The organism is Rhodococcus sp. NPDC059179, assembly GCF_042754885.1.
Lineage (GTDB): Bacteria > Actinomycetota > Actinomycetes > Mycobacteriales > Mycobacteriaceae > Rhodococcus_G.
In genome coordinates, this window is the sequence record NZ_JBHZBV010000003.1 from 314,773 (window position 1) to 339,440 (window position 24,668).

A 24,668-nucleotide genomic window follows, 5' to 3' on the forward strand; every position below is an offset into this window, starting at 1 on the left:
GCGGAGCCTGCGGAGCGACCCAGCTGCGCCGGAGCGGAGCCCGCGGAGCGACCCAGCTGCGCAGGAGACGGAGCCCGCCGATCTGATCGCCGATGCGGTGCTCGCGGTGCCGGGTGTCGCGGGGCTGCACGGCGGCATGTTCGGTGAGGTCGCGACGTACCTGCCCGGCCGCCGGGTGCTCGGTGTCGCGCTCGGTGACGATTCCTGCGCCGTCCACATCAGCGTGCGGTACCCGGCGAATGTCGTCGAAACGGCCGAGCGGGTCAGGGCGTCGCTCGCCCCGTTGGTCGCGGGCCCGGTCGATGTCACGGTCGAAGACGTACTCACGGAGAGGATTACGCCATGAACAGCACGGTCGTCGGACTGATCGCCGGTCTGCTGCTGGCGATCGCCGGAATCCTCGGCGGTTTCGGCGGTTTCGTGTTCGCCCTGCTTTTGGGGGCGTTCGGCGCAGCGATCGGTGCGCACCGCGACGGGCACGTCGATCTGGGCGCGCTGCTGCGGAGCCGGGGCCGTGGCTGACGGGAGCGGGCAGACCGACCTCGCTGATCTGGACGACGAACGCGGCGCCAGGGGCCAGCTGACGATCAAGGACCGCGCCGTCTCCCGCATCGCGGTGGCGGCGGCCCTGCAGGTACCAGGAGTGGTCCGCCAGAGCGGCGGAATGTCCCGGCTCACCGGTCGCGAGTTGCCGCGGGCCGAGGTGTCGATGGGCACCGAGTCGGTCGCGGTGACGCTGTACATCGCGGTCGCGTGGCCGTGCCCGATCGCCGTCCTGTCCCGCGAGGTACACCGTGAGGTGGGCGATCGCATCGCCGCGCTCAGCGGCCTGCCGATGCACCAACTGCACGTCGTCGTTGCCGCAGCCGTCCCCGCCGCGGCACAGGACGGCACCGAGGTCGACAGCCAGCAGCTCACGGCGCCCGGCGCCGCACAGTCTCCGCTCGTTCCATCGCGGGCACCGATCACCCGGCCCGCGGCCGCCCCGGTCGCGTTGCTCTTCGCCGGGGCGCTGCTGGTGCTTGCCGTACTCACCGGGCGCGAGTTCCTGATCGCCCACGAGGTCATCGCTCCCGCGGCCTGGCTGCGCAATTCGGTCGAGTGGTCCTCCCGCCTGCATTGGCAGCCCTGGATGCTCCCGGCGGCGGTCGCGGCCGTGTTCGGCGGCCTGGCGCTGATCTTCGTGGCGGTGAAGCCGCGGATCCGCACCCACCTGCCGCTCGGCAGCGTGGGATCGGCCGTGGTGTGGGTGCGCCCGACCGACGTCGCGAGGATGTGCAGCGCGCACGCGCGCACGGTCGCGGGCGTCCGATCGGTCCAGACCGTCGTCGACGGCAAGCGGACCACCGTCCGCGTCGCCCCGGACGGCGAGGTCGCGGCCGCCGCGCTCGAGGTGGCCGTCCGCGAGGCGGTCATGCCGGGCCTGTCCACGCTGGCATCCCCGCGCCCGTTGCGCGTCCGGATCGGCAAGGTGCGCCGATGAGACGCCGCACCTCCGTCATCGACCGGGTGATCGCGCTCGGCGCCGGCCTCGCCCTGCTGGCGGCAGGCTCGCTGGCCCTGACCTGGAACATGGAGCTCGACGTGGCCCGGGAGTTCTGGCGTCGATTCGACCGGGCTCAGTACGCGGCGATCCCCGCACGGGAGTGGTGGCCGACGCTCCTCGGTGTCACCTGCGTCGTCAGTTTGGTCGTCGGCGTGACCCTGCTGGTGATCAACCTTCGGCGCGGTCGAACCTCGACGGTGCAGATCGGGGCCGCCCTCGGCGACGCCGATCTGTCGGTCGACCTCGGGCCGATGGCGGTCGGGCTGGCCTCGGAACTGTCCACCCTGCAGGGGGTTCGGTCCGTGCGCTCCGCGGCTGTCGATGACCGCGGGCTGCAGACTCTGCGCGTCACGGTGATCGCCGACCCGGCGGTGGACCTCGGCGAGTTCACCCGCGATGCGGAGGCCCTGGCCAGGTCGATGGCCGCGGCCCTGCCCGATGCGCCGGTCGCCACGCAGGTGCTGCTCCATCTCGATCGCGCCGACCAGCCGGGCTGACGCAGCCCGTCGTCCGGTGCGGCGGGCGAGGAGTCGGGGACAACCGCGTCCAGGCCCGACCCCGCACCGGAAACTCGCCCAGACACCGTCCCAGCGCAGCGATGACGGGCGGAAGGTCCGGCACAACTCACCACCGACCGGGAGGTTCTCGGGCCATTGCGCCCATCCGGGCACGACAACCTCCCCCTCGGCCCGACGAACCCCCCGAAACGCCGAATGGCGCCCACTCCCGAGGGAGTGAACGCCATTCGGCTTGGTACTGCTAGATCAACGGTGAGGCAATGCCTACTTGTTGATCGCGTAGGCGGTGCCTACTTGTTGATCTTCGTGACGCGACCGGCGCCGACGGTGCGGCCACCCTCACGGATGGCGAACCGCAGGCCCTCGTCCATGGCGACCGGCTGGATCAGCTTGACGGACATCTCGGTGTTGTCACCGGGCATGACCATCTCGGTGCCCTCGGGCAGGGTCACGACGCCCGTAACGTCCGTGGTACGGAAGTAGAACTGCGGGCGGTAGTTGTTGAAGAACGGCGTGTGGCGGCCGCCCTCGTCCTTGGACAGGATGTAGGCGTTGCCCTCGAACTCGGTGTGCGGGGTGGTGGTGCCCGGCTTCACGACGACCTGGCCACGCTCGACATCTTCGCGCTTGATGCCACGAACCAGCAGACCGACGTTGTCGCCCGCCTGGCCGGAGTCGAGCAGCTTGCGGAACATCTCGATGCCGGTGACGGTGGTCTTGGTGACCGTCTCCTTGATGCCGACGATCTCGACCTCTTCGTTGACGTTGACCACGCCACGCTCGATACGACCGGTCACCACGGTGCCACGACCGGTGATGGTGAAGACGTCCTCGACGGGCATGAGGAACGGCTTGTCGGTCTCACGGACGGGGTCCGGGATCGAGTCGTCGACGGCCTGCATGAGCTCGAGAACGCTCTCGCCCCACTTGGCGTCGCCCTCGAGCGCCTTGAGCGCCGAGACCTTCACGACGGGAGCGTTGTCGCCGTCGAACTCCTGCGACGACAGCAGCTCGCGGACCTCCATCTCGACGAGCTCGAGGATTTCCTCGTCGTCGACCATGTCGGACTTGTTGAGCGCGACCAGGATGTAGGGAACACCAACCTGGCGGGCGAGCAGCACGTGCTCGCGGGTCTGCGGCATCGGGCCATCGGTGGCCGCGACCACGAGAATGGCGCCGTCCATCTGCGCCGCACCCGTGATCATGTTCTTGATGTAGTCCGCGTGGCCCGGGGCGTCGACGTGCGCGTAGTGGCGCTTCTCCGTCTGGTACTCGACGTGGGAGATGTTGATCGTGATACCACGAGCCTTCTCCTCCGGCGCCTTGTCGATCTGATCGAAGGCCGAGGCCTCGTTCAGGTCCGGGAACTTGTCGTGCAGGACCTTGGTGATCGCCGCCGTCAGCGTGGTCTTGCCGTGGTCAACGTGACCGATGGTCCCGATGTTGACGTGCGGCTTCGTCCGCTCGAACTTCGCCTTCGCCACTTGATGGCCTCCTGTATTCGTGCTTGCGCTATGCAGCAGTGCGGTTGGTTTTTACTTGGTCGTGCTCAGCTGGTGAAACTCGCCAGCGGTCGTGCTCCCAGCTGGTGTTACTCGCCGGTCGCCTTGGCGATGATTTCCTTCGAGACGTTCGCGGGAACCTCTGCGTAGGAATCAAACACCATGGAGAAGTTCGCCCGACCCTGGGTCTTCGACCGAAGGTCTCCGATGTAGCCGAACATCTCCGAGAGCGGAACCAGCGCCTTCACGACACGGGCACCACTGCGTTCCTCCATGGCCTGGATCTGGCCACGGCGGGAGTTGAGGTCGCCGATCACATCGCCCATGTACTCCTCGGGCGTGGTCACCTCGACAGCCATGAGCGGCTCGAGGATGACCGGACCGGCCTTGCGGGCGGCTTCCTTCAGTGCCTGCGAACCGGCAACCTTGAAGGCCATTTCCGACGAGTCGACGTCGTGGTACGCGCCGTCGAGCAGCGTCAGCTTGAGGTTCACCAGCGGGTAGCCGGCGAGCACGCCGTACTGCATGGCGTCGCGTGCACCGTGGTCGACGGAGGGGATGTACTCGCGCGGAACGCGGCCACCGGAGACCTTGTTCTCGAACGTGTACGACTCGCCCTCTTCGCCGATGAACGGCTCGAGCGCGATGATCACCTTTGCGAACTGACCCGAACCACCGGTCTGCTTCTTGTGGGTGAACTCGTGCTTCTCGACCGTCTTGGTGATGGTCTCGCGGTACGCGACCTGCGGCTTGCCGACGTTGGCCTCGACCTTGAACTCGCGACGCATGCGGTCGACGAGGATGTCGAGGTGGAGCTCGCCCATGCCGCCGATGACGGTCTGGCCGGTCTCCTCGTCCAGCTCGACCGAGAAGGTCGGGTCCTCTTCGGCCAGCTTCTGGATCGCGGTGCCCAGCTTCTCCTGGTCGGACTTGGTCTTGGGCTCGATCGAGACCTGGATGACCGGGTCCGGGAAGCTCATGGACTCAAGCACGATCGGGTCGGCCTGATCGCAGAGGGTGTCACCGGTGGTGGTGTCCTTCAGACCGATCATCGCGTAGATGTGGCCGGCCACGGCCTCATCGACCGGGTTCTCCTTGTTGGCGTGCATCTGGAAGAGCTTTCCGATGCGCTCCTTCTTGCCCTTGGTGGCGTTGAGCACCTGCTGGCCGGGATCGAGACGGCCGGAGTACACGCGCACGAAGGTCAGCTTGCCGAAGAACGGGTGCGCCGCGATCTTGAAGGCCAGCGCGGAGAACGGCTCGTCCTTGCTCGGCTTGCGCGTGATGATCTCGTCCTCTTTGTTGAGAACGTGACCCTCGACCTCGCCGATGTCCAGCGGGGTGGGCAGGTAGTCGATGACCGCGTCGAGCATGGGCTGAACGCCCTTGTTCTTGAACGCGGAACCACAGAGAACCGGGTAGATCTCGGAGTTCACGGTCAGCTTGCGGATCGCGCCCTTGATCTCCTCGACCGTGAGCTCCTCACCGCCGAAGTACTTCTCCATGAGCGCGTCGTCGGTCTCGGCGACCGTCTCGAGCAGCTTGGTGCGGTACTCGTTGGCCTTCTCGACGAGATCCGCGGGGATCTCCTCGATGGTCGGCTCGGCACCGGTCGGCACCACGCCGCGCCAGGTGACGGCACGCATCTCGACCAGGTCGACGACGCCGTCGAAGTCGTCCTCGGCGCCGATCGGCAGCTGGATGACGAGCGGCTTCGCGCCGAGTCGGTCGATGATGGTCTGGACCGTGAAGTAGAAGTCCGCGCCCATCTTGTCCATCTTGTTGACGAAACAGATGCGCGGGACGTCGTACTTGGCGGCCTGACGCCAGACCTGCTCGGACTGGGGCTCGACGCCCTCCTTGCCGTCGAAGACGGCAACGGCGCCATCGAGCACGCGCAGCGAGCGCTCGACCTCGACCGTGAAGTCGACGTGGCCCGGGGTGTCGATGATGTTGATCTGGTTGTTGTTCCAGAAGCAGGTCACGGCGGCAGACGTGATCGTGATGCCGCGTTCCTTCTCCTGCTCCATCCAGTCCGTCGTCGACGCACCGTCGTGCGTCTCACCGATCTTGTAGTTGACACCGGTGTAGAACAGGATGCGCTCGGTGGTGGTGGTCTTGCCGGCATCGATGTGCGCCATGATGCCGATGTTGCGGACCTTGTTCAGGTCGGTCAGCACTTCCTGTGCCACAGGATTCTTCCCCGCTCGTAGCTCGTGTCGGTCCTTAGCGGACCACGTCTTTTTGTGTTGTCAGCCGGCCCGCGAGGAACCGACACATAGTGGCAACGCCGGTGCGGCACACGAAGTGCCGCACCGGCGCCGGATCACCAGCGGTAGTGCGCGAACGCCTTGTTGGCCTCAGCCATCTTGTGCGTGTCCTCGCGACGCTTCACGGCTGCACCGAGGCCATTGCTGGCATCCATGAGCTCGTTGGCGAGACGCTCGACCATGGTCTTCTCACGACGTGCACGCGAGAAGGTCACCAGCCAGCGCAGGGCCAGCGTGGTGGAGCGGCCGGGGCGAACCTCGACCGGCACCTGGTAGGTGGCGCCACCGACACGGCGGCTGCGCACCTCGAGGGCGGGCTTGACGTTGTCCAGCGCGCGCTTGAGCGTGACGACCGGATCGGTGCCGGTCTTCTCACGCGCCTGCTCGAGGGCTTCGTAGACGATGCGCTCGGCGGTGGACTTCTTGCCGTCCAGCAGGATCTTGTTCACGAGCTGCGTGACCAGCGGCGACCCGTAAACGGGGTCGTTGATCAGCGGGCGCTTGGGAGCGGGGCCCTTACGTGGCATTAGCTCTTCTCCTTCTTGGCGCCGTAGCGGCTGCGTGCCTGCTTGCGACCCTTGACACCCTGGGTGTCGAGGGAGCCGCGGATGATCTTGTAGCGAACACCCGGGAGGTCCTTCACACGACCGCCGCGGACGAGCACCATCGAGTGCTCCTGCAGGTTGTGGCCCTCACCGGGGATGTACGCCGTGACCTCGACCGAGCTGGTCAGGCGCACGCGCGCGACCTTACGGAGCGCGGAGTTCGGCTTCTTCGGGGTGGTGGTGTACACGCGGGTGCACACACCACGACGCTGCGGGCTTCCCTTCAGGGCAGCGGTCTTGAGCTTCGCGACCTTGTCGCGACGCCCCTTTCGGACCAGCTGGTTGATGGTTGGCATATACCGGCTTTCTTCTGTCGACCGGCTTGCGCTGGGCAAACCTGGTCGTTGTGTAATTAGGGATCTAGCAGTTGGAGCAAGAAATCGCTGCTCCTCACCCGTCCCTCGACCCCGAGGTCGGGCGTGTCGCATACCCCCACACAGGCAGCCGAATGCTCGTCTCCGAAGAGAACGCGCGCGCAGCCTTACCTTGCTAGGCACACAAATCGACCCGGGCAGGCCGGGCACGACCCACAACGATACCCGGCGGCGCGCCTTCAGGTCAAAGCGAGCCGATCAGTGGTAACGCCATGCGCGGGTCACGACAGTGCCGCCGGTTCCGGCTCCCCCGACCGACTGCGATGCAGGACCGCATCGAGGTCCGCGGCCCACTGCTTGATCAATTCGGCCCGCCGTTTCGAATCGTCGGTGAGCACATCGGCCAGCCCGAGGCCGCGCGCCAGGTCGAGCGTGAGCTGGACCCACCGGTGCGCGATGAGGTCGCCGTCCTCGACCCCGAGCAGCGTGACCGCCGTCCGGTGCGCGACCCGGCCGAACTTCTCCTCCAACGGCAGCACCCGCTCTCGCAGGGCCGGGTCCGAGGCGGCCGCGGTCCACACCTGCAGGGCCGCCTTGAACAGGGTGCCGGTGTAGTACTCCACGAGCCGGGTCACGACGGCCTCGGTGCGGCCCGGCCCGGCGGGCAGGCCGGTGGCCTCCAGGTGGGCAGCCTCCATCCGGCTGTCGAACATGAACTCCAGCGCGCCCGTGATCAGATCCTCGCGGGTCGGGAAGTGATGCTGCGCCGCGCCACGAGACACGCCGGCACGCTGCGCGACCACACCGACCGTCGTCGCGGCCCAGCCCTGCTCGGCCAGGCAGTCGATGGTCGCCTCCAGTAGCCGCTGCCGCGTCAGCCGGCTGCGGTCCTGCTGCGGTTCACGCATTCGGCACACCTCCCGCGCCCATGTAAATTTCCGTTACCTTTACGTTATCTGCGCCACAATTGCCTTGTCACGGCCGTTACCCGCCGGTACGAAGGTTAGCGGTGCTACCGATGCGCCCCACCGAAAATCACCTATCACTACCAAGGAGCACATCATGGGTTCTGCAGAGATCATTCCGTTCCTCGACTTCGCCTCCGACTTCGCCGGCGCCGTCAGCGACCTCACTGGCGCGCTGAGCTTCTTCGCGGGCTCCTCGGACGCGCTGCCCCAGTAGTCGCTCTCCGACACCCGACAGGACCCGCGCTCGGCTACTCGAGCGCGGGTCCTGTCGCATCCGGCCACCACACACTCCCTCGACGTTCCTTCTATTCGCCCGGCGCCCACGCAGGCGGGCGGCGCTGCAAGAAGGCCGTCATGCCCTCGATGGCCTCCGGCGAACCGAACAGCCTCGCCGACTGCGCAGCGAGTTCCTCACCGTAACGGTCGAAGTCCGCGAGCATCCGTGCGGTGGTCAGGCGCTTCGACTCGGCCAGGCCCTGCGGCGACGCGAGCGCGAGCTCCGCGGACAGTGCCGCAACTGTCGCCGCCGTGTCCTCCGCCGCGATCGTGATCAGGCCGAGCCGTTCCGCCTCGGCCGGACCGAACTTCTCCCCGGTCAGGAAGTACCGTCCCGCCGCACGGGAGGTCAGCCTGGGCAGCACGGTCAGCGAGATGATCGACGCCGCCAGCCCCAGCCGCGCCTCGGTCAGCGCGAAGGTGCTCGAGGGACCGGCGATCGCGATGTCGCACGCGCCGACCAGTCCCATGCCGCCCGCGCGCACGTGCCCGTCGATCCGGGCGACGATCGGCTTCGGTAGTTCGAGGAACTCCCGTAGCAGCCCGGTCATCTGGGCGGTGCGCTGCGCCGCCAGCTCGGCCGGATCCACATCCGTGGCTCCGCTCGCCTCCGACAGGTCCGCGCCAGCGCAGAAGGTGCCACCGGTGTGGGTGAGCACCACCGCACGCACCGAGTCGTCGGCCCCCGCGTCGGCCAAGGCCCGCCGGAGCTCACCGACCAACCGCGACGAGATCGCGTTGCGGTTGGTCGGCGAGTCCAGGGTGACGGTGGCGAACCCGCCCGCGACCTCGTAGCGGACGAAGGGCGCGCTCGTCTCCGGAGCCGTCATGGTCAGTACGACCTCGGTAGACCGAGCGAATGCTGGGAGACGAAGTTGAGGATCATCTCCCGGCTCACCGGCGCCACCCGCGCGATCCGGGCCGCGCCCAGCATCGCGGCGAGGCCGTACTCCTTGGTGAGCCCGGCTCCACCGTGTGTCTGGATCGCCTGATCGAGCGCCTTGATGCTGGCCTCGGCTGCCGCGTACTTGGCCATGTTCGCGGCCTCGGCTGCACCGAAGTCGTCGCCGCTGTCGTAGAGCACCGCGGCCTTCTGCATCATCAACCTGGCCAGCTCCAGTTCGATCTTCACCTGCGCCAGCGGGTGCGAGATGCCCTGGTGCGCGCCGATCGGCGTCTTCCACACGGTGCGTTCCTGCGCGTACTTCACCGCGGCATCGAGCGCGTAGCGGCCCATGCCGATCGCCATCGACGCCCCGAGGATCCGCTCCGGGTTCAGCCCGGCGAACAGCTGCATCAGCGCCGCGTCCTCCGAGCCGACCAACGCGTCGGCGGGCAGCCGGACATCGTCGAGGAACAGCGTGAACTGGTGATCCGGTTCGATGATGTCCATATCCATCGGCGTCTTCACGAAGTTCTCGGCGTCGGTGGGGACGATGAACAGCGCCGGCTTGAGCTTGCCGGTCTTGTGGTCCTCGGTGCGCGCGACGATCAGCACCGCGTCTGCCTGGTCCACGCCCGAGATGAAGATCTTGTTCCCGGACAGGATCCAGTCGCGTTGATCCCCCGTCGCTCCGCTCGCCCCGTCACCATCCCGGCGTGCCGTCGTGGAGATCTGGTGCGAGTTGGATCCGGCATCGGCCTCGGTGATGCCGAACGCCATGATCTTGCTGCCGTCGGCCAGGCCTGGCAGCCACTCCTGCTTCTGGGCGTCGGTGCCGTACTTGCCGATGATGGTGCCGCAGATCGCGGGCGAGACCACCACGAGCAGCAGACCGGCCCCGTGCGCGGACAACTCCTCCTGCACGAGCGCGAGTTCGTAGATGCCCGCGCCTCCGCCGCCGTACTCCTCGGGCAGGTTGACCCCGAGGAAACCGAGCTTGCCCGCCTCGTTCCACAGCTCGGTCAGGGGCTCACCCTTGCGGCCCTTCGGGAGCACGTAGTCGACGTAGTTGAAGCGCTCGCCGAGCCTGGACACCGACGCGCGCAGTTCCTTCTGCTCGTCGCTCTCGATAAAACTCATGCCGATTCCTCTTCTGTCTCTTCAGCTTCAACAATGGCAAGGACGGATCCGACGTCGACCTGTTGGCCGACCGAGACCGACAGCAGCGCGAGCACCCCGGTCGCGGGAGCGGTGATGGTGTGCTCCATCTTCATCGCCTCGAGCCAGAGGATCGGCTGGCCCTGGGTGACCGAATCGCCCTGGGCGGCGCCGAGCCTGATGACCGCGCCCGGCATCGGTGCGAGCAGCGAGCCAGCCGCGACGATCGTCGCCGGATCGACGAACCGCGCCGTCGCGGTCAGCGCCACCGGTCCGAGCGCCGAGTCGACGAACACCTCGTCGCCGTACCGGGCCACGTCGAACGTGCGACGCACACCCTCCACGTCCAGCACCACCGCATCCGGCGCCGACGAGACCAGCGCGACGTGCTCGAAGCCGTCGGCGCGAAGACCGTTGCGTCCGAGCAGGTATCGGATGTCGTACTCGCCCGTCGCGGTCGAGTACCGCTTGCGCTGTGGCTGCGACGTCAGGTTCCGCCAGCCGCTCGGAATGCGCCCGTCGACGCGCGCGGCCGCCCGGTTCGCCGCGGCATCGGCGAGCGCCGCCGCGAGCGCGGACAGCGCCTCGGCGCCTGGATCGGCCAGCGGCCGCGCCAGGTTGTCCAGGCCGTGGGTGGTGAAGAAGGCGGTGTCGGTGTCCCCTGCCAGGAAGGCGGGATGACGCAGGATGTTCACCAGCAGGTCGCGGTTGGTCCGCAGCCCGTGCAGCTCGGTGCGCGCCAGCGTCGTGGCGAGCAACTGCGCGGCCTGTCCGCGGGTCGGCGCGAACGAGATGACCTTCGCGAGCATCGGGTCGTAGTGCACCCCGACGACCGAGCCTGCCACGACACCCGAGTCCAGCCGGACGCCCTGCCGGTCCAGGACGGCGAATTCCTCCACCGCGCCGGGGAGTTCGATGCGGTGCACCGTCCCGCTCTGGGGCTGCCAGTTCTTCGCCGGGTCCTCCGCGTAGAGGCGGACCTCGATCGAGTGTCCCCGCAGCGCGGGTGGATCCGCAGGCAGCGCCGCGCCGGAGGCGACCCGCAGCTGCAGGTCCACCAGGTCCAGCCCGGTGGTGCACTCGGTGACCGGGTGCTCGACCTGCAGCCGGGTGTTCATCTCCAGGAAGAAGAACTCGCCCTGCTCGTCAGCGAGGAACTCGACGGTGCCCGCGCCCTCGTAGCCAATGGCGTTCGCGGCCAGCCGTGACGCCTCGAACAGCCGCTCCCGCATGCCGGGAGTCCGCTCGACCAGCGGTGACGGAGCCTCCTCCACCACCTTCTGGTGCCTGCGCTGAATGGAGCACTCACGCTCCCCCACCGCCCACACCGTGCCGTGCTTGTCGGCCATCACCTGCACCTCGATGTGCCGTCCGGTCTCGAGGTACCGCTCGCAGAACACCGTCGGATCACCGAACGCGGACAGGGCCTCGCGCTGGGCCGCCTCCAGTTCGCCCGCCAGCGCCGACAAGTCGCGCACCACGCGCATGCCTCGGCCGCCGCCGCCGGCCGAGGCCTTGATCAGCACCGGCAGGTGCGCCTCGGTGACCTCCTCGGGGTCTAGCTCGGCGAGGACAGGCACGCCCGCGGCGTCCATCAGCTTCTTGGACTCGACCTTGGAACCCATCGACTCGATGGACTTGACCGGCGGACCGACCCAGGTCAGGCCCGCATCCCCGACGGCCCGCGCGAACTCCGCGTTCTCCGAGAGGAATCCGTACCCGGGGTGGATGGCGTCCGCGCCCGCGGCCCGAGCGGCCTCGATGATGAGGTCGGCCCGCAGATACGTCTCGGCCGGGGTGTTGCCTGCGAGCCGGATCGCCGCGTCGGCCTCGGCCACGTGCGGGCCTGCCGCGTCCGCGTCGGAGAACACCGCGACGGTGCCGATGCCGGACCGACGCGCGGTCGCGAACACCCGGCGCGCGATCTCGCCGCGGTTTGCCACCAGGACTGTCTGGATCGCCGGTGCGAGCGCAACGATTGGGGAATTCATCACGGTCTGCCTCACATGCGGAAGACGCCGAAGTTCTCGGTGCCTTGGATCGGGGCGGTGGCAATGGCCGACAGGCACATTCCCACCACCGTGCGGGTATCGCGGGGATCGATGACGCCGTCGTCGTAGAGCCGGCCGGAGAGGAACATCGGCAGCGACTCGGCCTCGATCTGGTTCTCGATCATGGCCCTGATGCCCGCGTCGGCGGCCTCGTCGAACACCTGACCGCGCGACTCCGCCGAGGCGCGTCCGACGATGGAGATGACACCCGCGAGCTGCGCGCCGCCCATGACGGCGGACTTCGAGCTCGGCCAGGCGAACAGGAAGCGCGGATCGAAGGCCCGCCCACACATGCCGTAATGGCCTGCGCCGTACGAGGCACCGAGCAGGATGGAGATGTGCGGCACCTTCGAGTTCGCCACCGCGTTGATCATCATCGAACCGTGCTTGATGATGCCGCCCTCTTCGTATTCCTTGCCCACCATGTAGCCGGTGGTGTTGTGCAGGAACAGAAGTGGGGTGTTGGAGCGGTTCGCGAGCTGGATGAACTGGGTCGCCTTCTGCGACTCCTCGCTGAAGAGCACGCCGCGGGCGTTCGCCAGGATGCCGATCGGGTACCCGTGCAGCTCGGCCCATCCGGTCACCAGCGACGAACCGTAGAGCGGCTTGAACTCGTCGAAGTCGGAGCCGTCGACTATCCGCGCGATGACCTCGCGCGGATCGAACGGGATCTTCAGGTCGGCGGGGACGATCCCGAGCAACTCCTCGGGGTCCTCCAGCGGCTCGATCACCTCGGCGCGCGGCGCCGGTCCCTGCTTGCGCCAGTTCAGCCGCTTGACGATGCTGCGCCCGATGCGGATCGCATCCTGCTCGTCGACGGCGAAGTAGTCAGCCAAGCCCGACTTGCGGGCGTGCATCTCGGCGCCGCCGAGTGATTCGTCGTCCGACTCCTCCCCGGTGGCCATCTTCACCAGCGGCGGGCCCGCCAGAAAGACCTTGGATCGTTCCTTGATCATCACCACGTGATCGGACATGCCCGGGATGTAGGCACCGCCCGCGGTGGAGTTACCGAACACCAGCGCGATGGTCGGGATCCCCGCGGCGGAGGCCTGCGTGATGTCCTTGAACATCTGCCCACCCGGGATGAAGACCTCCTTCTGCGACGGCAGGTCCGCTCCACCCGACTCGACCAGGGAGATCACCGGGAGCCGGTTCGCCTTCGCGATGTCGTTGGCCCGGAACCCCTTTCGCAGCGTCCATGGGTTGCTGGCGCCACCACGCACGGTGGGATCGTTCGCGACGATCAGGCACTCGACGCCCTCGACGACGCCGATACCGACCACGGTGCTGGCCCCGACCGGGAACTCGCTGCCCCAGGCCGCGAGCGCGCACAGTTCGAGGAACGGCGAGTCCGGGTCGAGCAGCAGCTCGATCCGCTCGCGGGCGAGCAGCTTGTCCCGCTTGTGGTGCCGCTCCACGTACTTCTCGCCGCCGCCCGCGAGGGCCTTGGCGTGCTCCACCTCGAGCTCGCCGAGCTTGGTGTTCATCGTCTCCACCGCGGTCGTGTACACCTCCGACCCGGTGTCGAGGGTGGACCTGAGTCGTGTCATGACTGATACCCCAATCGCTTTGCCGCCAATCCGGTGAGGATCTCGGTTGTTCCGCCGCCGATCCCCAGGATTCGCATGTCCCGGTACTGCCTTTCGACTTCGCTTTCCCGCATGTAGCCGAGCCCGCCGAACAACTGCACGGCCTGGTTCGACACCCACTCGCCTGCCTCGACCGCGGTGTTCTTCGCGAAGCAGACCTCAGCGATGAAGTCCTGTTCAGATTCCAGCGAGCGCTCGACGAGCGAGCGGGTGTACACCCGCGCCACATCGACCCGGCGCGCCATCTCGGTGACGGTGTTCTGCACCGACTGCCTGCTGATCAGCGGGCGGCCGAACGTCTCCCGGTCCCGGCACCACTGCAGGGTCAGGTCCAGGCACCGCTGCGCGCTCGAGTAGGCCTGCGCGGCAAGCGCGATCCGCTCGGTGAGGAAGGCCTGAGCGATCTGCTGGAAGCCGCTGTTCTCCGCGCCGACCAGGTTCTCCACCGGAACCCTCGCATCGGTGAAGGACAGCTCCGCGGTGTCGGAGGCCAGCCAGCCCATCTTCTCCAGCTTGCGGGAAACCTCGAATCCCGGCGTCTCATCCAAACCCCCAGTGCCCTTCTCGATCACCAGGAGCGACACTCCGGCGGCACCTGGTCCACCCGTCCTGACCGCGGTGACGACGAAGTCGGCGCGGCAGCCGGAGGTGATGAACGTCTTGGAACCGTTGACGATGTACTCGTCGCCGTCCCGAACCGCCGTCGTCCGCAGGTGCCCCACATCCGAGCCGCCGCCGGGCTCGGTGATCGCGAGCGACCCGATCATCTCGCCTGCGAGGGTGGGCCGCACCCAGCGGTCGATCTGCCGATCGTCACCAGCCACAACCAGGTGTGGCAGCGCGATCCCCGACGTGAACAGGGAGGCGAACAACCCCCCTGAGCCGCCCGCATAGTGCATCTCCTCGCAGATGGTCACGGCATCGACCAGGTCGCCGCCGGATCCGCCCACCGACTCGGGGAATCCGGCGCCGAGCAGCCCGAGCGCGCCCGCCTTCTTGTGCAGCTCGCGCGGCAGCGCACCCTCTCGCTCCCAGTCATCGAGGTACGGCAGCACCTCCTGGTCGACGAAGCGGCGCACGGTCTCGCGCAGTGCCCGTCGCTCGTCGGTGGTCCACACACTCACAGCGTTCCTCCAAGGGGTTCATTGCCCAGCAGAAGTTCTTCGGGTATGTCGATGTGCCGCGCGCGCAACCATTCCCCGAGACCCTTGGCCTGCGGGTCGAACCGGGCCTGCGAGGCGACGCCGGCGCCGAGGATGCCCTCGATGACGAAGTTGACGGCGCGCAGCTTCGGCAGCAGGTAGCGGGTGACCGGGAGTCCGGCGGCCTCAGGCAGCAGGCGCCGCAGCTCCTCGACGGTCAACGTGTTCGCCAGCCAGCGCCATTCGTCGTCGGTGCGGACCCAGACGCCGACGTTCGCGTTGCCCCCCTTGTCCCCGCTGCGGGCCGCGGCGATGGTGCCCAGGGGGACGCGGATCGTGGGCATCGGCCGCAGCGGTTCGGGCAGCGCCGGATCGTCCACGTCGGCCAGCGCCAGCGTCGGCACGCTCGGCTCGATCGGGATGCGGCTGCCGTCCGCGAGGACCGCGGTGTGCGGCACCTCGCCCGCGTCGACGTAGCCGGGGGTGAACACCGCATACGGCTGACCGTTCGACGGCGGCGCGGTCAGGCTGAAGCCCGGGTAGCTCGCCAGCGCGAGCTCGACCGTCGCCGAGGAGAAGGCGCGCCCGACGGCGTTCGGGTCGGGATCGCGAACCACGCAGCGCAGCAACGCGCTTGCCGTCTCCTCCGTGTCGGCGTCCGGGCGATCGGTCCGGACCAGGGTCCAGGTCAGCTCGGCCGGCTTCGTGGTCATCCAGGATTCGAGCTGCCCGCGGGCGAGCTCTGCCTTGGCCTCGATGTCGAGGCCGGTGAGGATCATCGTGGCCTCGTTGCGGAACCCGGCGAGGGCGTTGAGCGAGACCTTGAGCGTGGGGGGCGGCGCCTCCCCGACGACACCACTGATCCGGACCCGGTCGGGGCCGTCCGGGGTCAGCTCGAGGGAGTCCATCCGGGTGGTCACGTCCGGTCCGGCGTAGCGACCGCCGGTGATCTCGTAGAGCAGCTGCGCGGTGACGGTTCCGACGCTCACCGCGCCCCCGGTCCGCTCGTGCTTGGTGATGACCGACGATCCGTCCGGGTAGATCTCGGCGATCGGGAAGCCGGGCCGTCGCATGTCGGCGATCTCGGTGAAGAAGGAGTAGTTGCCGCCGGTGGCCTGGGTGCCGCACTCGATCACATGACCCGCGGCCACCGCGCCTGCGAGCTGATCGAAATCCGTTCGACCCCAGCCGAAATGCGCCGCGGCGGGCCCGACGATCACCGATGCGTCGGTGACCCGGCCGGTGACGACCAGGTCGGCGCCTCCGTTGAGGCACTCGACGATCCCCCAGGCGCCGAGGTACGCGTTGGCGGTCAAGGGTGCGGGCTCCCCGGTCCGGCCTGCCAGCCCCAGCTCGGCTGCGCGGGCGATGAGATCGTCGCCCTCGACGTGCGCGATGGTCGCCCCGAGGCCGAGCCGGTCGCTGCACTCACGCAACGCCTGCGCCAATCCGGCCGGGTTCAGCCCACCCGCGTTGGCGACGATCTTGACGCCCTTGTCCAGCGCCAGCCCCAGGCAGTCCTCGGCCTGGCGGAGGAACGTCTTGGCGTAGCCGCGGCTGGGATCCTTCATCCGATCCCGGCCGAGGATCAGCATGGTCAGCTCGGCGAGATAGTCACCGGTGAGGTAGTCGAGTTCGCCGCCCTCGAGCATCTCGCGCATCGCCGAGATGCGGTCGCCGTAGAAGCCCGAGCAGTTTCCGATCCGGACGGGGTTCGTCATGCGTCCGCCTTCGGGTCACGGCCCGCGCCGGGAGGACCGGCGAAGACCTGGGCGATGCCGAGCCATCTCGTGGCATCGGGTCCCACGGCGGTCAGGTTCAAGTCCCCCGGGTTCGCGCGCTGAGTGACCAGGAGGCAGAAGTCGGCGGCAGGCCCGGTGATGCGCTGCGCCGCATCCTCCGGCCCCCAGGTCCAGACCTCGTCGACCGCGTCGGCGGTGCCGACTCCGTCAGCCGGGGGGGCCGTCAGCTCGAACCGGAACTCCTCGGCAGGCGGGGTGAGGTTGTTGACCGCGTAGGCGAAATCGCGGGTACGGACGCCGAGGTGCGCGATGCTGCGCAGCCGGTTGGTCGGCGGGGCCGGTGCGCCGAGCGCCTCGGCGACGTCCTGGCCGTGCGCCCAGGTCTCCATCAGCCGGGCGGTGGCCATCGACATCGCGCTCATCGGCGGGCCGTACCAGGGCAGCTTGATCCCGTTCGGCACCGCCGCCAGCGCCTCTGCCAGCTTGATCCGGCCCGCGCGCCAGTCCGCCAGCAGCTCGGCTGGGGGCCGCGCGGCCTCGACCTCGGCGGCCTCGTCGACAAAACCGAGGGGGTTCTTCCATGCCTCCGCCACCGACTCGGCGAAGGCATCGGGATCGGTCACCGCCAGCAGCGAGGCGCGATCGGTCCAGGCCAGGTGTCCGATCTGGTGGGCGATCGACCACCCCTCGGCGGGCGTCGGACCTGCCCATTGTTCATCGGTCAGGCTCGCAACCAGCGCGTCGAGGTGCTCGCCCTCCGCCTGCAAGTCCCTGATGGTGGTGTTCAAATCGGCCATGAATGCTCCCTCGAGAAGTACCGTGCCCAGCATCACACCGCCCGCTATAAAAATCAAGCATGCTTGCTTGTTATTGGGGCCCGGCCTCCACCCGACGCAGCGAAGCCCAAGCAAATCGGCGGGATACGCATGCCCAAACCACCGCGGTGCGGTTAGATACTGCAAGAACAGGTCAGGCGTCCAGTCCGCATTGAGCGAGCATGCCGCGCAACAGTCGATCCAATCCGCCGCATCCTCATGCGGGCGTCAGTAGTTAGATCATCGAAACATATTGCGCAACAACGAATCTGGCCGCTACCGCAATGCGTTCAATTCCACCCAGAATCGGCATCCGGTGCGGTAAGACTGGTTCGCGCCAGACCCTGGGGCGCTGACCGAATTCACCGAAACACAAGGAGCCCAGATGCCCCCGATCGACTTACCTGCAATGCTCAACGCCCTCACCCAGGCGCCCGGATACGCCCAGGACACCGGGTTTGTCGGCAGCATGATCGGCCTCCCCTGGGGTGGTCAGATCGGCTTCGGCAGCTGACCACGCCCACTGTGGGCAGCCGAAACCAAACACCGTCAGGTATGTGATGTAGATCACACTGATACCGGAATGTGATCGGACCGAGATCATCTCAGGTAGAACTACCGGGACCGCGGCTTGGCTGCGCCACCCAGTGAACAAACAGGAGAATCCATGACCTTGTCGTCTGACCTTTCCACCCTCTTCGGCGCCCTCAGCACCGTGTTCGGCATCCTCGGCTCCTCGGAGGAGTCCGCCAGCTCGGAATAGTCGGGCGAGCACACTGTGGGGATGTCGATGAATCGGCATCCCCACAGTGCTGTCGAGAGCCGACAGCGGGACCGACGGGATCAGGTTCCGCACACCGAAGGAGATCCGTTAGACCCCGAAATTACTATGCAGCAACATGTTTCGCGTGCACGTCGGAAGTGCGGGTATCACCGAATCGATCCCGCGCCCGCGGCGCGTGCGGTAGAACTGGACACGCGCCCGGTCCGAGGGCGCGTCCCCCACAACTGAGACTCACCAGGAGCTGAGATATGGACCTGACCAAGTTGATCGCCACCCTGATGGAGATCCTCCCGCCGGCGACCGCTACCGAGGACGGCGGACAGTTCATCGGCAGTAGCACCGGAAACGTCGGTAGCACCTTCCCCTGATCGAGGTGCGCGGGTCCGTGCGCCGAGCGCGCGGATCCGCGAGCCGTCCGTCCCGCGGTGACCAGCCCCCGGGTGTCGGCATCTTTCGATACATCCGAAGCGGACGCCGCGGTCAGCCGTCCCCTCGCAGCAGCCGGGGCGGACTCGGCTCCGGGGCACCGCGGCCCGCACTTCCCAACTCGCCCAGCACCCACTCCGACCAGACCAGCAGTCCTGCGACATCCAGTCCGTGCGGAGGGTCGAGCTCGAACCCACGAATCCGGTCCTGCCCGCGCCGCAGCAACGACTGCGCGCCGACGGTGTTGCCACGCAGTAGATGCGTCAGCCCGACCGCGAGCTGAGCGAGACCCTGCCAGAGGTCGCGTTCGGAATCCGGCGCCATCTTCCACGAACCCTCCAGCACCTCGTGTGCATGGAACGGCATGCCCGCGTCCAGCAGTCGCTGGGCCTCCGTGATCGCCTCGGCCGGCGTCAGCCGAACCTCCTCCGGCACCCGCCCGACCCCAGCGACGCCGCGCGCCAACGGCCGACCCAGCCCGTCGCGGGGGCGCGCATTGAGCGGCCGGCCTTGGGCGTCGCGCTCGCGCTGATCCATGCACCCAACTGTAATGAAGCCGCCAAATTCAGAGTCGAACCGTTGTCCAACTAGCTGTGAATTCTAGTACCGTCTGCGTACGACCAACGGGGTCGACGCCGGCACGAGGAGAGACATGGGCAAGATTCACATCACCGCGGTCGCGAAGGTTCCGGTGCGCGCGGGGTTCGCCTATGTCGACGACTACACCAATGTGCCCGCATGGATGTTCGGGGTGACCAAGTTCAAGCCGGTCGGTGAGCAGACCCAGGGGCTCGGAGCAACCTACGACGCCACGATGCAGCTCGGCCCCAAGTCACTGAACTCCAGGGTCACCATCACCGAATGGGAGCAGGACCGGCTGATCACGCTCGCCTCGGTCGACGGGATCTCGAACACCTCGACGTGGCGCTTCGCCCCCACGGCCGACGACAGCACCGAGATGACGGTCGACTTCGAGTACTCGCTGCCGGGCGGGCTCGCGGGCAAGGTGCTCGCCAAGATCGTCGAACCGCTCGTCGGAACGGCGATCAAGTACACCGAGTCCACCCTGCGTCGCCAGGTCGAGGAACTCACCCGCACCGACGCCAAGGGCTGATCCGCCGCCGCGGTTCTTCACCCCGATGAACGAACCGTGACAGCGTGCCGCGCACGGACGACGATGGTCTCGAGGGACACATCCGACGCATCCGAGACGCGGGAGAGCGCTCATGTCCACAGCACAACCCGTTGACGCGACCGCGGACGCCATGGCCCAACGTCTCCTCGAAGCCGCGCTCGGCACTGCCGACCTGTTGTCCATCTACCTGGGCGACCGCCTCGGGTGGTATCGGAGCCTGCGGGCCGATGGCCCCGCGACGCCGGAGGAACTCGCCGCCCGCACCGACACGCACCCGCGGTACGCGCGCGAATGGCTCGAGCAGCAGGCGGTCACCGGGGTGATCGAGGTGGTCGACGGCGAACCCGTCCGGTTCACGCTGCCGGACGCGGCTGCGGAGGTGCTCACCGACGGGTCCAGCCTCGCGTACCTCGCCCCGCTGGCCCGAATGTTCTGCGCCGCGGCCGGGCAGATGCCTGCGCTGCTCGAGGCCTATCGGACCGGCGGCGGGGTCGGTTGGGCCCAGTACGGTGCCGACGCCCGCGAATCGCAGGCCGAGATGAACCGCCCCTGGTACGAGCTTGCCCTGCCGAAGGCACTGCGGTCGGTTTCCGACCTGGACGCCCTGCTCCGCGAGCCGGGGACCCGGATCGCCGACCTGGGCTGCGGCGGAGGATGGTCGACCATCGCGCTCGCCGGAGCGTATCCGGCGGCCACCGTGGACGGCTACGACATCGACACGGCCTCGGCGCAGCTGGCCTCGAGAAACGGCGACAGCCACCCGGACATCGCTCCCCGCATCGCCTTCCACTGCGACGATGCGGCCAGGCTGCCCGCGTCGGCCTTCAACGCGATCTTTGCCTTCGAGTGCATACACGACATGCCCGACCCCGTCGGGGTGCTCGCCGCCGCCAGGCTGGCGCTGGCCCCCGGAGGCTGCGTCGTCATCATGGATGAGGCGGTCGCCGACTCCTTCGACGCTCCCGGCGACGAGACCGAGCGACTCATGTACGGCTTCAGCCTGCTCGTCTGCCTGCCGGACGGAATGAACCACCGGCCGACGGCGGCCACCGGCACCGTCATGCGCCCAGACACACTGCGCGGATATGCGTTCGAGGCCGGTTTCACCGGATTCGAGATACTCCCGATCGAGGACTTCGGATTCTGGCGCTTCTACCGGCTGACGGCGGCCTGAACCCCACCACAGGGTTGAACAGTCCTCACCCCTTCGGTGCGGTCACTCCGCCCTGAAGGGGATAGTCGCCGCTGCGCGCGTCGACAACACTCGAATTCACAGGCGGTCAGCTCCCTTGGCCACGTCGGGGACCACGACCACCACCGCGTGGTTCGCGGGTCTCGCGAACTCGGAAACCTCACGCGCACAAGGATGTGGAACGAATGAAGGTTGCCAGCGAAGCACCAGCGGTGCTCGTCACCGGTGCGACCGGGGTGCTCGGCTCAGCGTTGCTCGAGCAGGTCACCGACCGTCCGGTGATTGCCCTCTACCGACGTAAGCCAGGTCCTGCGCAGGCGAATGTGACCTGGTGCAGGGGTGATACCACGGTCGCCGACCTGGGCCTGGGTGATCGCTACGCCGAAGTCGCGAACCGCGTCGGCCGAGTGGTTCACCTTGCCGCGGTGGTCGACTTCACCGCTGATCGGGATCGGTTCGAGTCGGTCAACGCGCAGGGCACGCGACACACGCTCGAGCTGGCGCGGCGCGCGGGCGCGGACTTCGTCCATGTGAGTTCGTCGTTCGTCTCACGGTGGGACGTCTCTCGCCGTGTGATGGGAACGACGTGCGCGGTCGGCCGTGATGCGTACCTGCAGAGCAAGCAGGCAGGCGAGCAGGCGGTCGAGGACAGCGGGTTGAACTACGTGATCCTGCGGCCGTCCCTGATCATCGGGGATTCATCGTCGGGCACGGTTGCTCGTCGCCAAGGTCTGCACAGTCTGATCGGCGCCTGGGTCAAGGGAATGATTCCCGCCTGCGTGCTGGGTGAGGACGCCGCGATCGATTTTGTCCCGCAAGACATCCTGGCCTCCGCCGTCGCCCGCGTGCTCGATCAGGACCTCGACGGCGGCACCTACTGGCTGACCGCAGGCAGCAGGTCCCTCACGATCTCGGAGATCATGGATGCTGCCATGACCGTGCGCGAGGAGTACGGCTTCGATCGCGTGGACGTGCCCTACGTTTCACTCGATACGATTCAGCGCCTGGTCTTTCCGGCCTTTCGCGACACCCTGGGAACACGCAACATGCTGCTGTTCGAGAACATGCTGGCGTTCAGTTCGGTGTTCACCGCCGACCACTTCGCCTCCGATCTGGGATCGGGCAGGTTCGAGGGTGTGGAGGCTTCCCGCTCCAACGCCAAGCAGGCATTGGAACGCACCGTCGTGCGGTACTTCATCCCGAAGAGCGCGAAATGCAGGGCCGCGGCGGCATGAAGCCCGCACGCACGCCCTGCCAGGCGGCGGAACGGAACCACTGCCTCAACAACCACGCGGTACTGCGAATGACGCCGCCTGCGATCATCAGCCCGGACCAGGAACGCGCCGTTCTCACGGCGTTCGGGATTGCCCTCGATGAGCTGGCCTGCACAGCGGCGAGAGATCACGCCGCTGTCTCCGATTGACCCGACAACGACGCGTCCCGGTCGATCATCCCGACGATTCGCTCGGTGGCATGGACCGCGCCGCAGCGAGTGGCGGCGTAGGTCATCGCGGCGGTGTGGTCCGCCCTGCTGAAGTCGGCAACTCCGTCGTACGCCAGAAACGGCTGGATGTCTCGCATGAAGGCATCCATCGCCGTTGCGAGACAACCGATGTGGGCGTAAACGCCGGTCACGATCAGCTGATCGCGCCCCCATCGACTCATCCGCTCACCGAGCTCCGTCTTGACGAAAGCGCTGTATCGCCATTTGGTGAGCGTGAGGTCATGCGGCCCGGGGGCGAGCGCGGCGACGACGGCGGTATCGGTCGAGTCTCCCGTGATCCCAGCACCCCAGAAATCCATCAGGAGTGCGCGTTGTTCGGGCGACTGGTTCCCCGGCTGCGCGGTATAGACCACCGGGACACCGGCAGAGTAGGCCGCTCGTCTCAGCCGGGTGATGTTCGAAATCACGTCGGTGATCGGGGACGAGTGTCGATCGAACGCCCGGATGAAGTACTCCTGGACATCGTGGATCAGCAGAACCGCCCGGTTGGGATCGACCTCCCAGCTGACGCGGTTCGCTGGGCCGTCGGTCGGCATATCGTATGCGACGGATGTCGGTAGTCCCATCATCTTCCCTCTTCTGCTCGATCACGAAGAGCCCGCTTGTCGATCTTTCCGACAGCCGTTTTCGGCAGTCCGGCGACGAACTCGATCTGGTCCGGAATCTTGTAGGTCGCGAGCCCGCAGCCGCGCACAAACTGTCGGATCATGCAGGGCGCAGGCATCTTCCCCGCGTTCTGCGCAATCACGAGAAACGCGCAACTCCGCTCGCCGAGAAGATCGTCCGGAACGGCGACGACGGCGGCCTCTCTGACATCCGGATGAGTCATCAGTGTCTGCTCGATCTCATCGGCAGCGAATTTCTCACCACACCGGTTGATCTGGTCCTTGGAGCGGCCCTCTACGACGAGGTTCCCGTCTTCCGTCAGGCGCACGATATCGCCGGTGCGGTAGAACCCATCTGCGGTGAATGCGCCGACGTTGTGTTCGGGCGCGCGGTAGTAGCCTCTGATCGTGCAGGGGCCACGAGTCTGCAAGTGGCCGGCCTCTCCCCGCGGCACCGGGTTGTCCGCATGATCGACAATCCGTATTTCGTCATCGGGGCTGGCCGGACGGCCCTGTGTCGCAAGGATGGTGTCCGCAGGGTCGCCGAGCCTCGTGTAGTTCACCAGCCCCTCGGCCATCCCGAACACCTGCTGCAGGGTACAGCCGAGTTCGTCGCGGATACGCCGCGCCGCATGCACTCCCAGCTTTGCGCCACCGACCTGCACGACCTCGAGCGAGGAGAGGTCGTCGTCGACGCCCTCGTGTGCGGCCAGCCAGGCGAGGGCGAGGGACGGCACCAGTCCGGTGATCGTCACCCCGAACCGCCCGATCAACTCGAATGCGGTGTCCGGGAGAGGATCCGGTGCAAGCACCACCTGCGCACCCGCGTGCAGTGCACCCAACCATCCCGGAGAACTCATCGAGAAGTTATGTGCGGCGGGCAAGGCGACCAGCATCACCGTGCCGGAGCCGAGGTCGCAGATGTCCGCCGACGCCCGGATCGCGTACAGGTAGTCCGCATGCGTGCGGGGAATGAGCTTCGGCGCTCCGGTCGTACCGCCGGACAGCTGCAGCAAGGCGATGTCCTCGGAGTCGACGCACACGAGATCGTCCATCGGGGAAAACTCGCGCAGACTGTCGAACGACACGAACTCGGCGGGCTCCCCCGCCACGACCACCAGCGGGCGACGTGACACCGCACGCCCTATCTCCCTTGCCAACTCGCGATAGTCGGTTCCGGCATGCACCGCGGGAACGAGATACGCCACAGCGCCACTGCGTTCGATGAAGCCGGCCACCTCGAGTCGGTGCGCGGGCAATGCGAACACCGGTATCGCCCCGATCCGAAAGAGCGCCAGGACTGCCTCGACGAACTCGATGCTGTTGGGCAACTGGACAACGACGCGGTCACCCGCACCGATGCCGTGTTCGGCGAGGCCTGCGGCAATCCGGGCGGCGCGCGCCGACAGGTCACTGTAGGTCAGGCGGAGTTCACGGCCGCGGTGATCCAGGCCGTGCAGAGCCGTTCGGTCACCGAGCCGATCCAATCGGCGAACTGCGAACTCCTGAAGGGTCTCGTCGCGCCAATGGCCGACCGAACGGTAATGTCGCGCAAACTGCTCGGGATACGGCACGGATCCGCTCGCGGCCGAGGAGATCGCACCTGTGCGTCGCTCCATGGTGTCCTCCAATTCTCTCCACCC

Annotated in this window: 23 protein-coding genes; 8 read left to right on the forward strand and 15 right to left on the reverse strand. The window is 67.4% G+C overall.

Features of this window, described 5'->3' with window-relative positions; all coding sequences use genetic code 11:
* Nucleotides 1-82: 82 nt before the first annotated feature.
* The 4 genes from ACFXMV_RS09720 to ACFXMV_RS09735 are packed head-to-tail and all read left to right on the forward strand — an operon-like array spanning nt 83 to nt 2,043.
* Nucleotides 83-346, forward strand: coding sequence for a hypothetical protein (locus tag ACFXMV_RS09720; RefSeq protein ID WP_378502960.1), 264 nt, complete (start codon nt 83-85; stop codon nt 344-346).
* Entirely contained in the window at nt 343-522 is a 180-nt protein-coding gene (locus ACFXMV_RS09725; RefSeq protein WP_378501109.1) for a DUF2273 domain-containing protein, read from the forward strand. The genes ACFXMV_RS09720 and ACFXMV_RS09725 overlap by 4 nt, the downstream gene beginning before the upstream one ends.
* A complete protein-coding gene (locus ACFXMV_RS09730; protein ID WP_378501108.1) occupies nt 515-1,483 on the forward strand; it encodes a DUF6286 domain-containing protein in 969 nt (322 codons plus the stop codon). The genes ACFXMV_RS09725 and ACFXMV_RS09730 overlap by 8 nt, the downstream gene beginning before the upstream one ends.
* Entirely contained in the window at nt 1,480-2,043 is a 564-nt protein-coding gene (locus ACFXMV_RS09735) for a hypothetical protein (protein WP_378501107.1), read from the forward strand. The genes ACFXMV_RS09730 and ACFXMV_RS09735 overlap by 4 nt, the downstream gene beginning before the upstream one ends.
* Before the next feature lie 311 nt (nt 2,044-2,354).
* On the opposite strand, the gene tuf is transcribed toward ACFXMV_RS09735, so the two are convergent.
* From tuf to ACFXMV_RS09795, 12 genes are all read right to left on the reverse strand, one after another.
* Nucleotides 2,355-3,548: an elongation factor Tu gene (tuf, locus tag ACFXMV_RS09740; RefSeq protein ID WP_077040759.1), complete on the reverse strand. Its 1,194-nt coding sequence runs from the start codon at nt 3,546-3,548 to the stop codon at nt 2,355-2,357.
* Nucleotides 3,549-3,655: 107 nt separating this feature from the next.
* Nucleotides 3,656-5,758 (reverse strand): elongation factor G, encoded by a 2,103-nt coding sequence (gene fusA / locus ACFXMV_RS09745; protein WP_378501105.1) that lies wholly within the window; start codon nt 5,756-5,758, stop codon nt 3,656-3,658.
* 134 nt (nt 5,759-5,892) lie between these two features.
* A complete protein-coding gene (gene rpsG / locus ACFXMV_RS09750; RefSeq protein WP_027500619.1) occupies nt 5,893-6,363 on the reverse strand; it encodes a 30S ribosomal protein S7 in 471 nt (156 codons plus the stop codon).
* Nucleotides 6,363-6,737 (reverse strand): 30S ribosomal protein S12, encoded by a 375-nt coding sequence (gene rpsL, locus ACFXMV_RS09755; protein ID WP_027500620.1) that lies wholly within the window; start codon nt 6,735-6,737, stop codon nt 6,363-6,365. The genes rpsG and rpsL overlap by 1 nt, the downstream gene beginning before the upstream one ends.
* 299 nt (nt 6,738-7,036) lie before the next feature.
* Complete coding sequence (locus tag ACFXMV_RS09760; RefSeq protein WP_378502075.1) at nt 7,037-7,663, reverse strand: TetR/AcrR family transcriptional regulator; 627 nt, start codon at nt 7,661-7,663, stop codon at nt 7,037-7,039.
* A 365-nt stretch (nt 7,664-8,028) separates the two neighbouring features.
* A complete protein-coding gene (locus tag ACFXMV_RS09765) occupies nt 8,029-8,829 on the reverse strand; it encodes an enoyl-CoA hydratase family protein (protein WP_378502920.1) in 801 nt (266 codons plus the stop codon).
* A gap of 2 nt (nt 8,830-8,831) precedes the next feature.
* Nucleotides 8,832-10,022 (reverse strand): acyl-CoA dehydrogenase family protein, encoded by a 1,191-nt coding sequence (locus ACFXMV_RS09770; RefSeq protein ID WP_378501660.1) that lies wholly within the window; start codon nt 10,020-10,022, stop codon nt 8,832-8,834.
* Nucleotides 10,019-12,031, reverse strand: coding sequence for an acetyl/propionyl/methylcrotonyl-CoA carboxylase subunit alpha (locus ACFXMV_RS09775; protein WP_378501661.1), 2,013 nt, complete (start codon nt 12,029-12,031; stop codon nt 10,019-10,021). The genes ACFXMV_RS09770 and ACFXMV_RS09775 overlap by 4 nt, the downstream gene beginning before the upstream one ends.
* An 11-nt stretch (nt 12,032-12,042) precedes the next feature.
* Nucleotides 12,043-13,641: an acyl-CoA carboxylase subunit beta gene (locus ACFXMV_RS09780; RefSeq protein WP_378502921.1), complete on the reverse strand. Its 1,599-nt coding sequence runs from the start codon at nt 13,639-13,641 to the stop codon at nt 12,043-12,045.
* A complete protein-coding gene (locus tag ACFXMV_RS09785) occupies nt 13,638-14,804 on the reverse strand; it encodes an acyl-CoA dehydrogenase family protein (RefSeq protein WP_378501244.1) in 1,167 nt (388 codons plus the stop codon). Before ACFXMV_RS09785 ends, ACFXMV_RS09780 begins: the two co-directional genes overlap by 4 nt.
* Nucleotides 14,801-16,543 carry an acyclic terpene utilization AtuA family protein gene (locus tag ACFXMV_RS09790; protein WP_378501245.1) on the reverse strand — a complete coding sequence of 581 codons (1,743 nt, stop codon included), beginning with the start codon at nt 16,541-16,543 and terminating at the stop codon, nt 14,801-14,803. Before ACFXMV_RS09790 ends, ACFXMV_RS09785 begins: the two co-directional genes overlap by 4 nt.
* Nucleotides 16,540-17,361 (reverse strand): TIGR03084 family metal-binding protein, encoded by an 822-nt coding sequence (locus ACFXMV_RS09795; RefSeq protein ID WP_378502922.1) that lies wholly within the window; start codon nt 17,359-17,361, stop codon nt 16,540-16,542. Before ACFXMV_RS09795 ends, ACFXMV_RS09790 begins: the two co-directional genes overlap by 4 nt.
* Nucleotides 17,362-17,764: 403 nt before the next feature.
* On the opposite strand from ACFXMV_RS09795, the gene ACFXMV_RS09800 reads away from it, so the two are divergent.
* A complete protein-coding gene (locus ACFXMV_RS09800) occupies nt 17,765-17,893 on the forward strand; it encodes a hypothetical protein (protein WP_378502923.1) in 129 nt (42 codons plus the stop codon).
* A gap of 750 nt (nt 17,894-18,643) precedes the next feature.
* Here ACFXMV_RS09800 and ACFXMV_RS09805 read toward each other — a convergent pair.
* The gene (locus ACFXMV_RS09805; RefSeq protein ID WP_378501776.1) at nt 18,644-19,126 is read right to left on the reverse strand and encodes a DUF309 domain-containing protein; all 483 of its coding nucleotides are present in this window, start codon (nt 19,124-19,126) and stop codon (nt 18,644-18,646) included.
* 115 nt (nt 19,127-19,241) lie between these two features.
* Between ACFXMV_RS09805 and ACFXMV_RS09810 the strand changes: the two genes are divergently transcribed.
* From ACFXMV_RS09810 to ACFXMV_RS09820, 3 genes are all read left to right on the forward strand, one after another.
* Nucleotides 19,242-19,703 (forward strand): SRPBCC family protein, encoded by a 462-nt coding sequence (locus ACFXMV_RS09810; RefSeq protein ID WP_378501775.1) that lies wholly within the window; start codon nt 19,242-19,244, stop codon nt 19,701-19,703.
* A gap of 112 nt (nt 19,704-19,815) precedes the next feature.
* Nucleotides 19,816-20,898 (forward strand): class I SAM-dependent methyltransferase, encoded by a 1,083-nt coding sequence (locus ACFXMV_RS09815; RefSeq protein WP_378501774.1) that lies wholly within the window; start codon nt 19,816-19,818, stop codon nt 20,896-20,898.
* Between the two features lie 203 nt (nt 20,899-21,101).
* Nucleotides 21,102-22,151 carry an SDR family oxidoreductase gene (locus ACFXMV_RS09820; RefSeq protein ID WP_378502924.1) on the forward strand — a complete coding sequence of 350 codons (1,050 nt, stop codon included), beginning with the start codon at nt 21,102-21,104 and terminating at the stop codon, nt 22,149-22,151.
* Between the two features lie 166 nt (nt 22,152-22,317).
* Here ACFXMV_RS09820 and ACFXMV_RS09825 read toward each other — a convergent pair whose 3' ends face one another.
* Together ACFXMV_RS09825 and ACFXMV_RS09830 are read right to left on the reverse strand one after the other, a co-directional pair.
* Nucleotides 22,318-22,986 carry an isochorismatase family protein gene (locus tag ACFXMV_RS09825; RefSeq protein WP_378498613.1) on the reverse strand — a complete coding sequence of 223 codons (669 nt, stop codon included), beginning with the start codon at nt 22,984-22,986 and terminating at the stop codon, nt 22,318-22,320.
* Nucleotides 22,986-24,644: a (2,3-dihydroxybenzoyl)adenylate synthase gene (locus ACFXMV_RS09830; RefSeq protein ID WP_378498596.1), complete on the reverse strand. Its 1,659-nt coding sequence runs from the start codon at nt 24,642-24,644 to the stop codon at nt 22,986-22,988. The genes ACFXMV_RS09825 and ACFXMV_RS09830 overlap by 1 nt, the downstream gene beginning before the upstream one ends.
* Nucleotides 24,645-24,668: the final 24 nt, after the last annotated feature.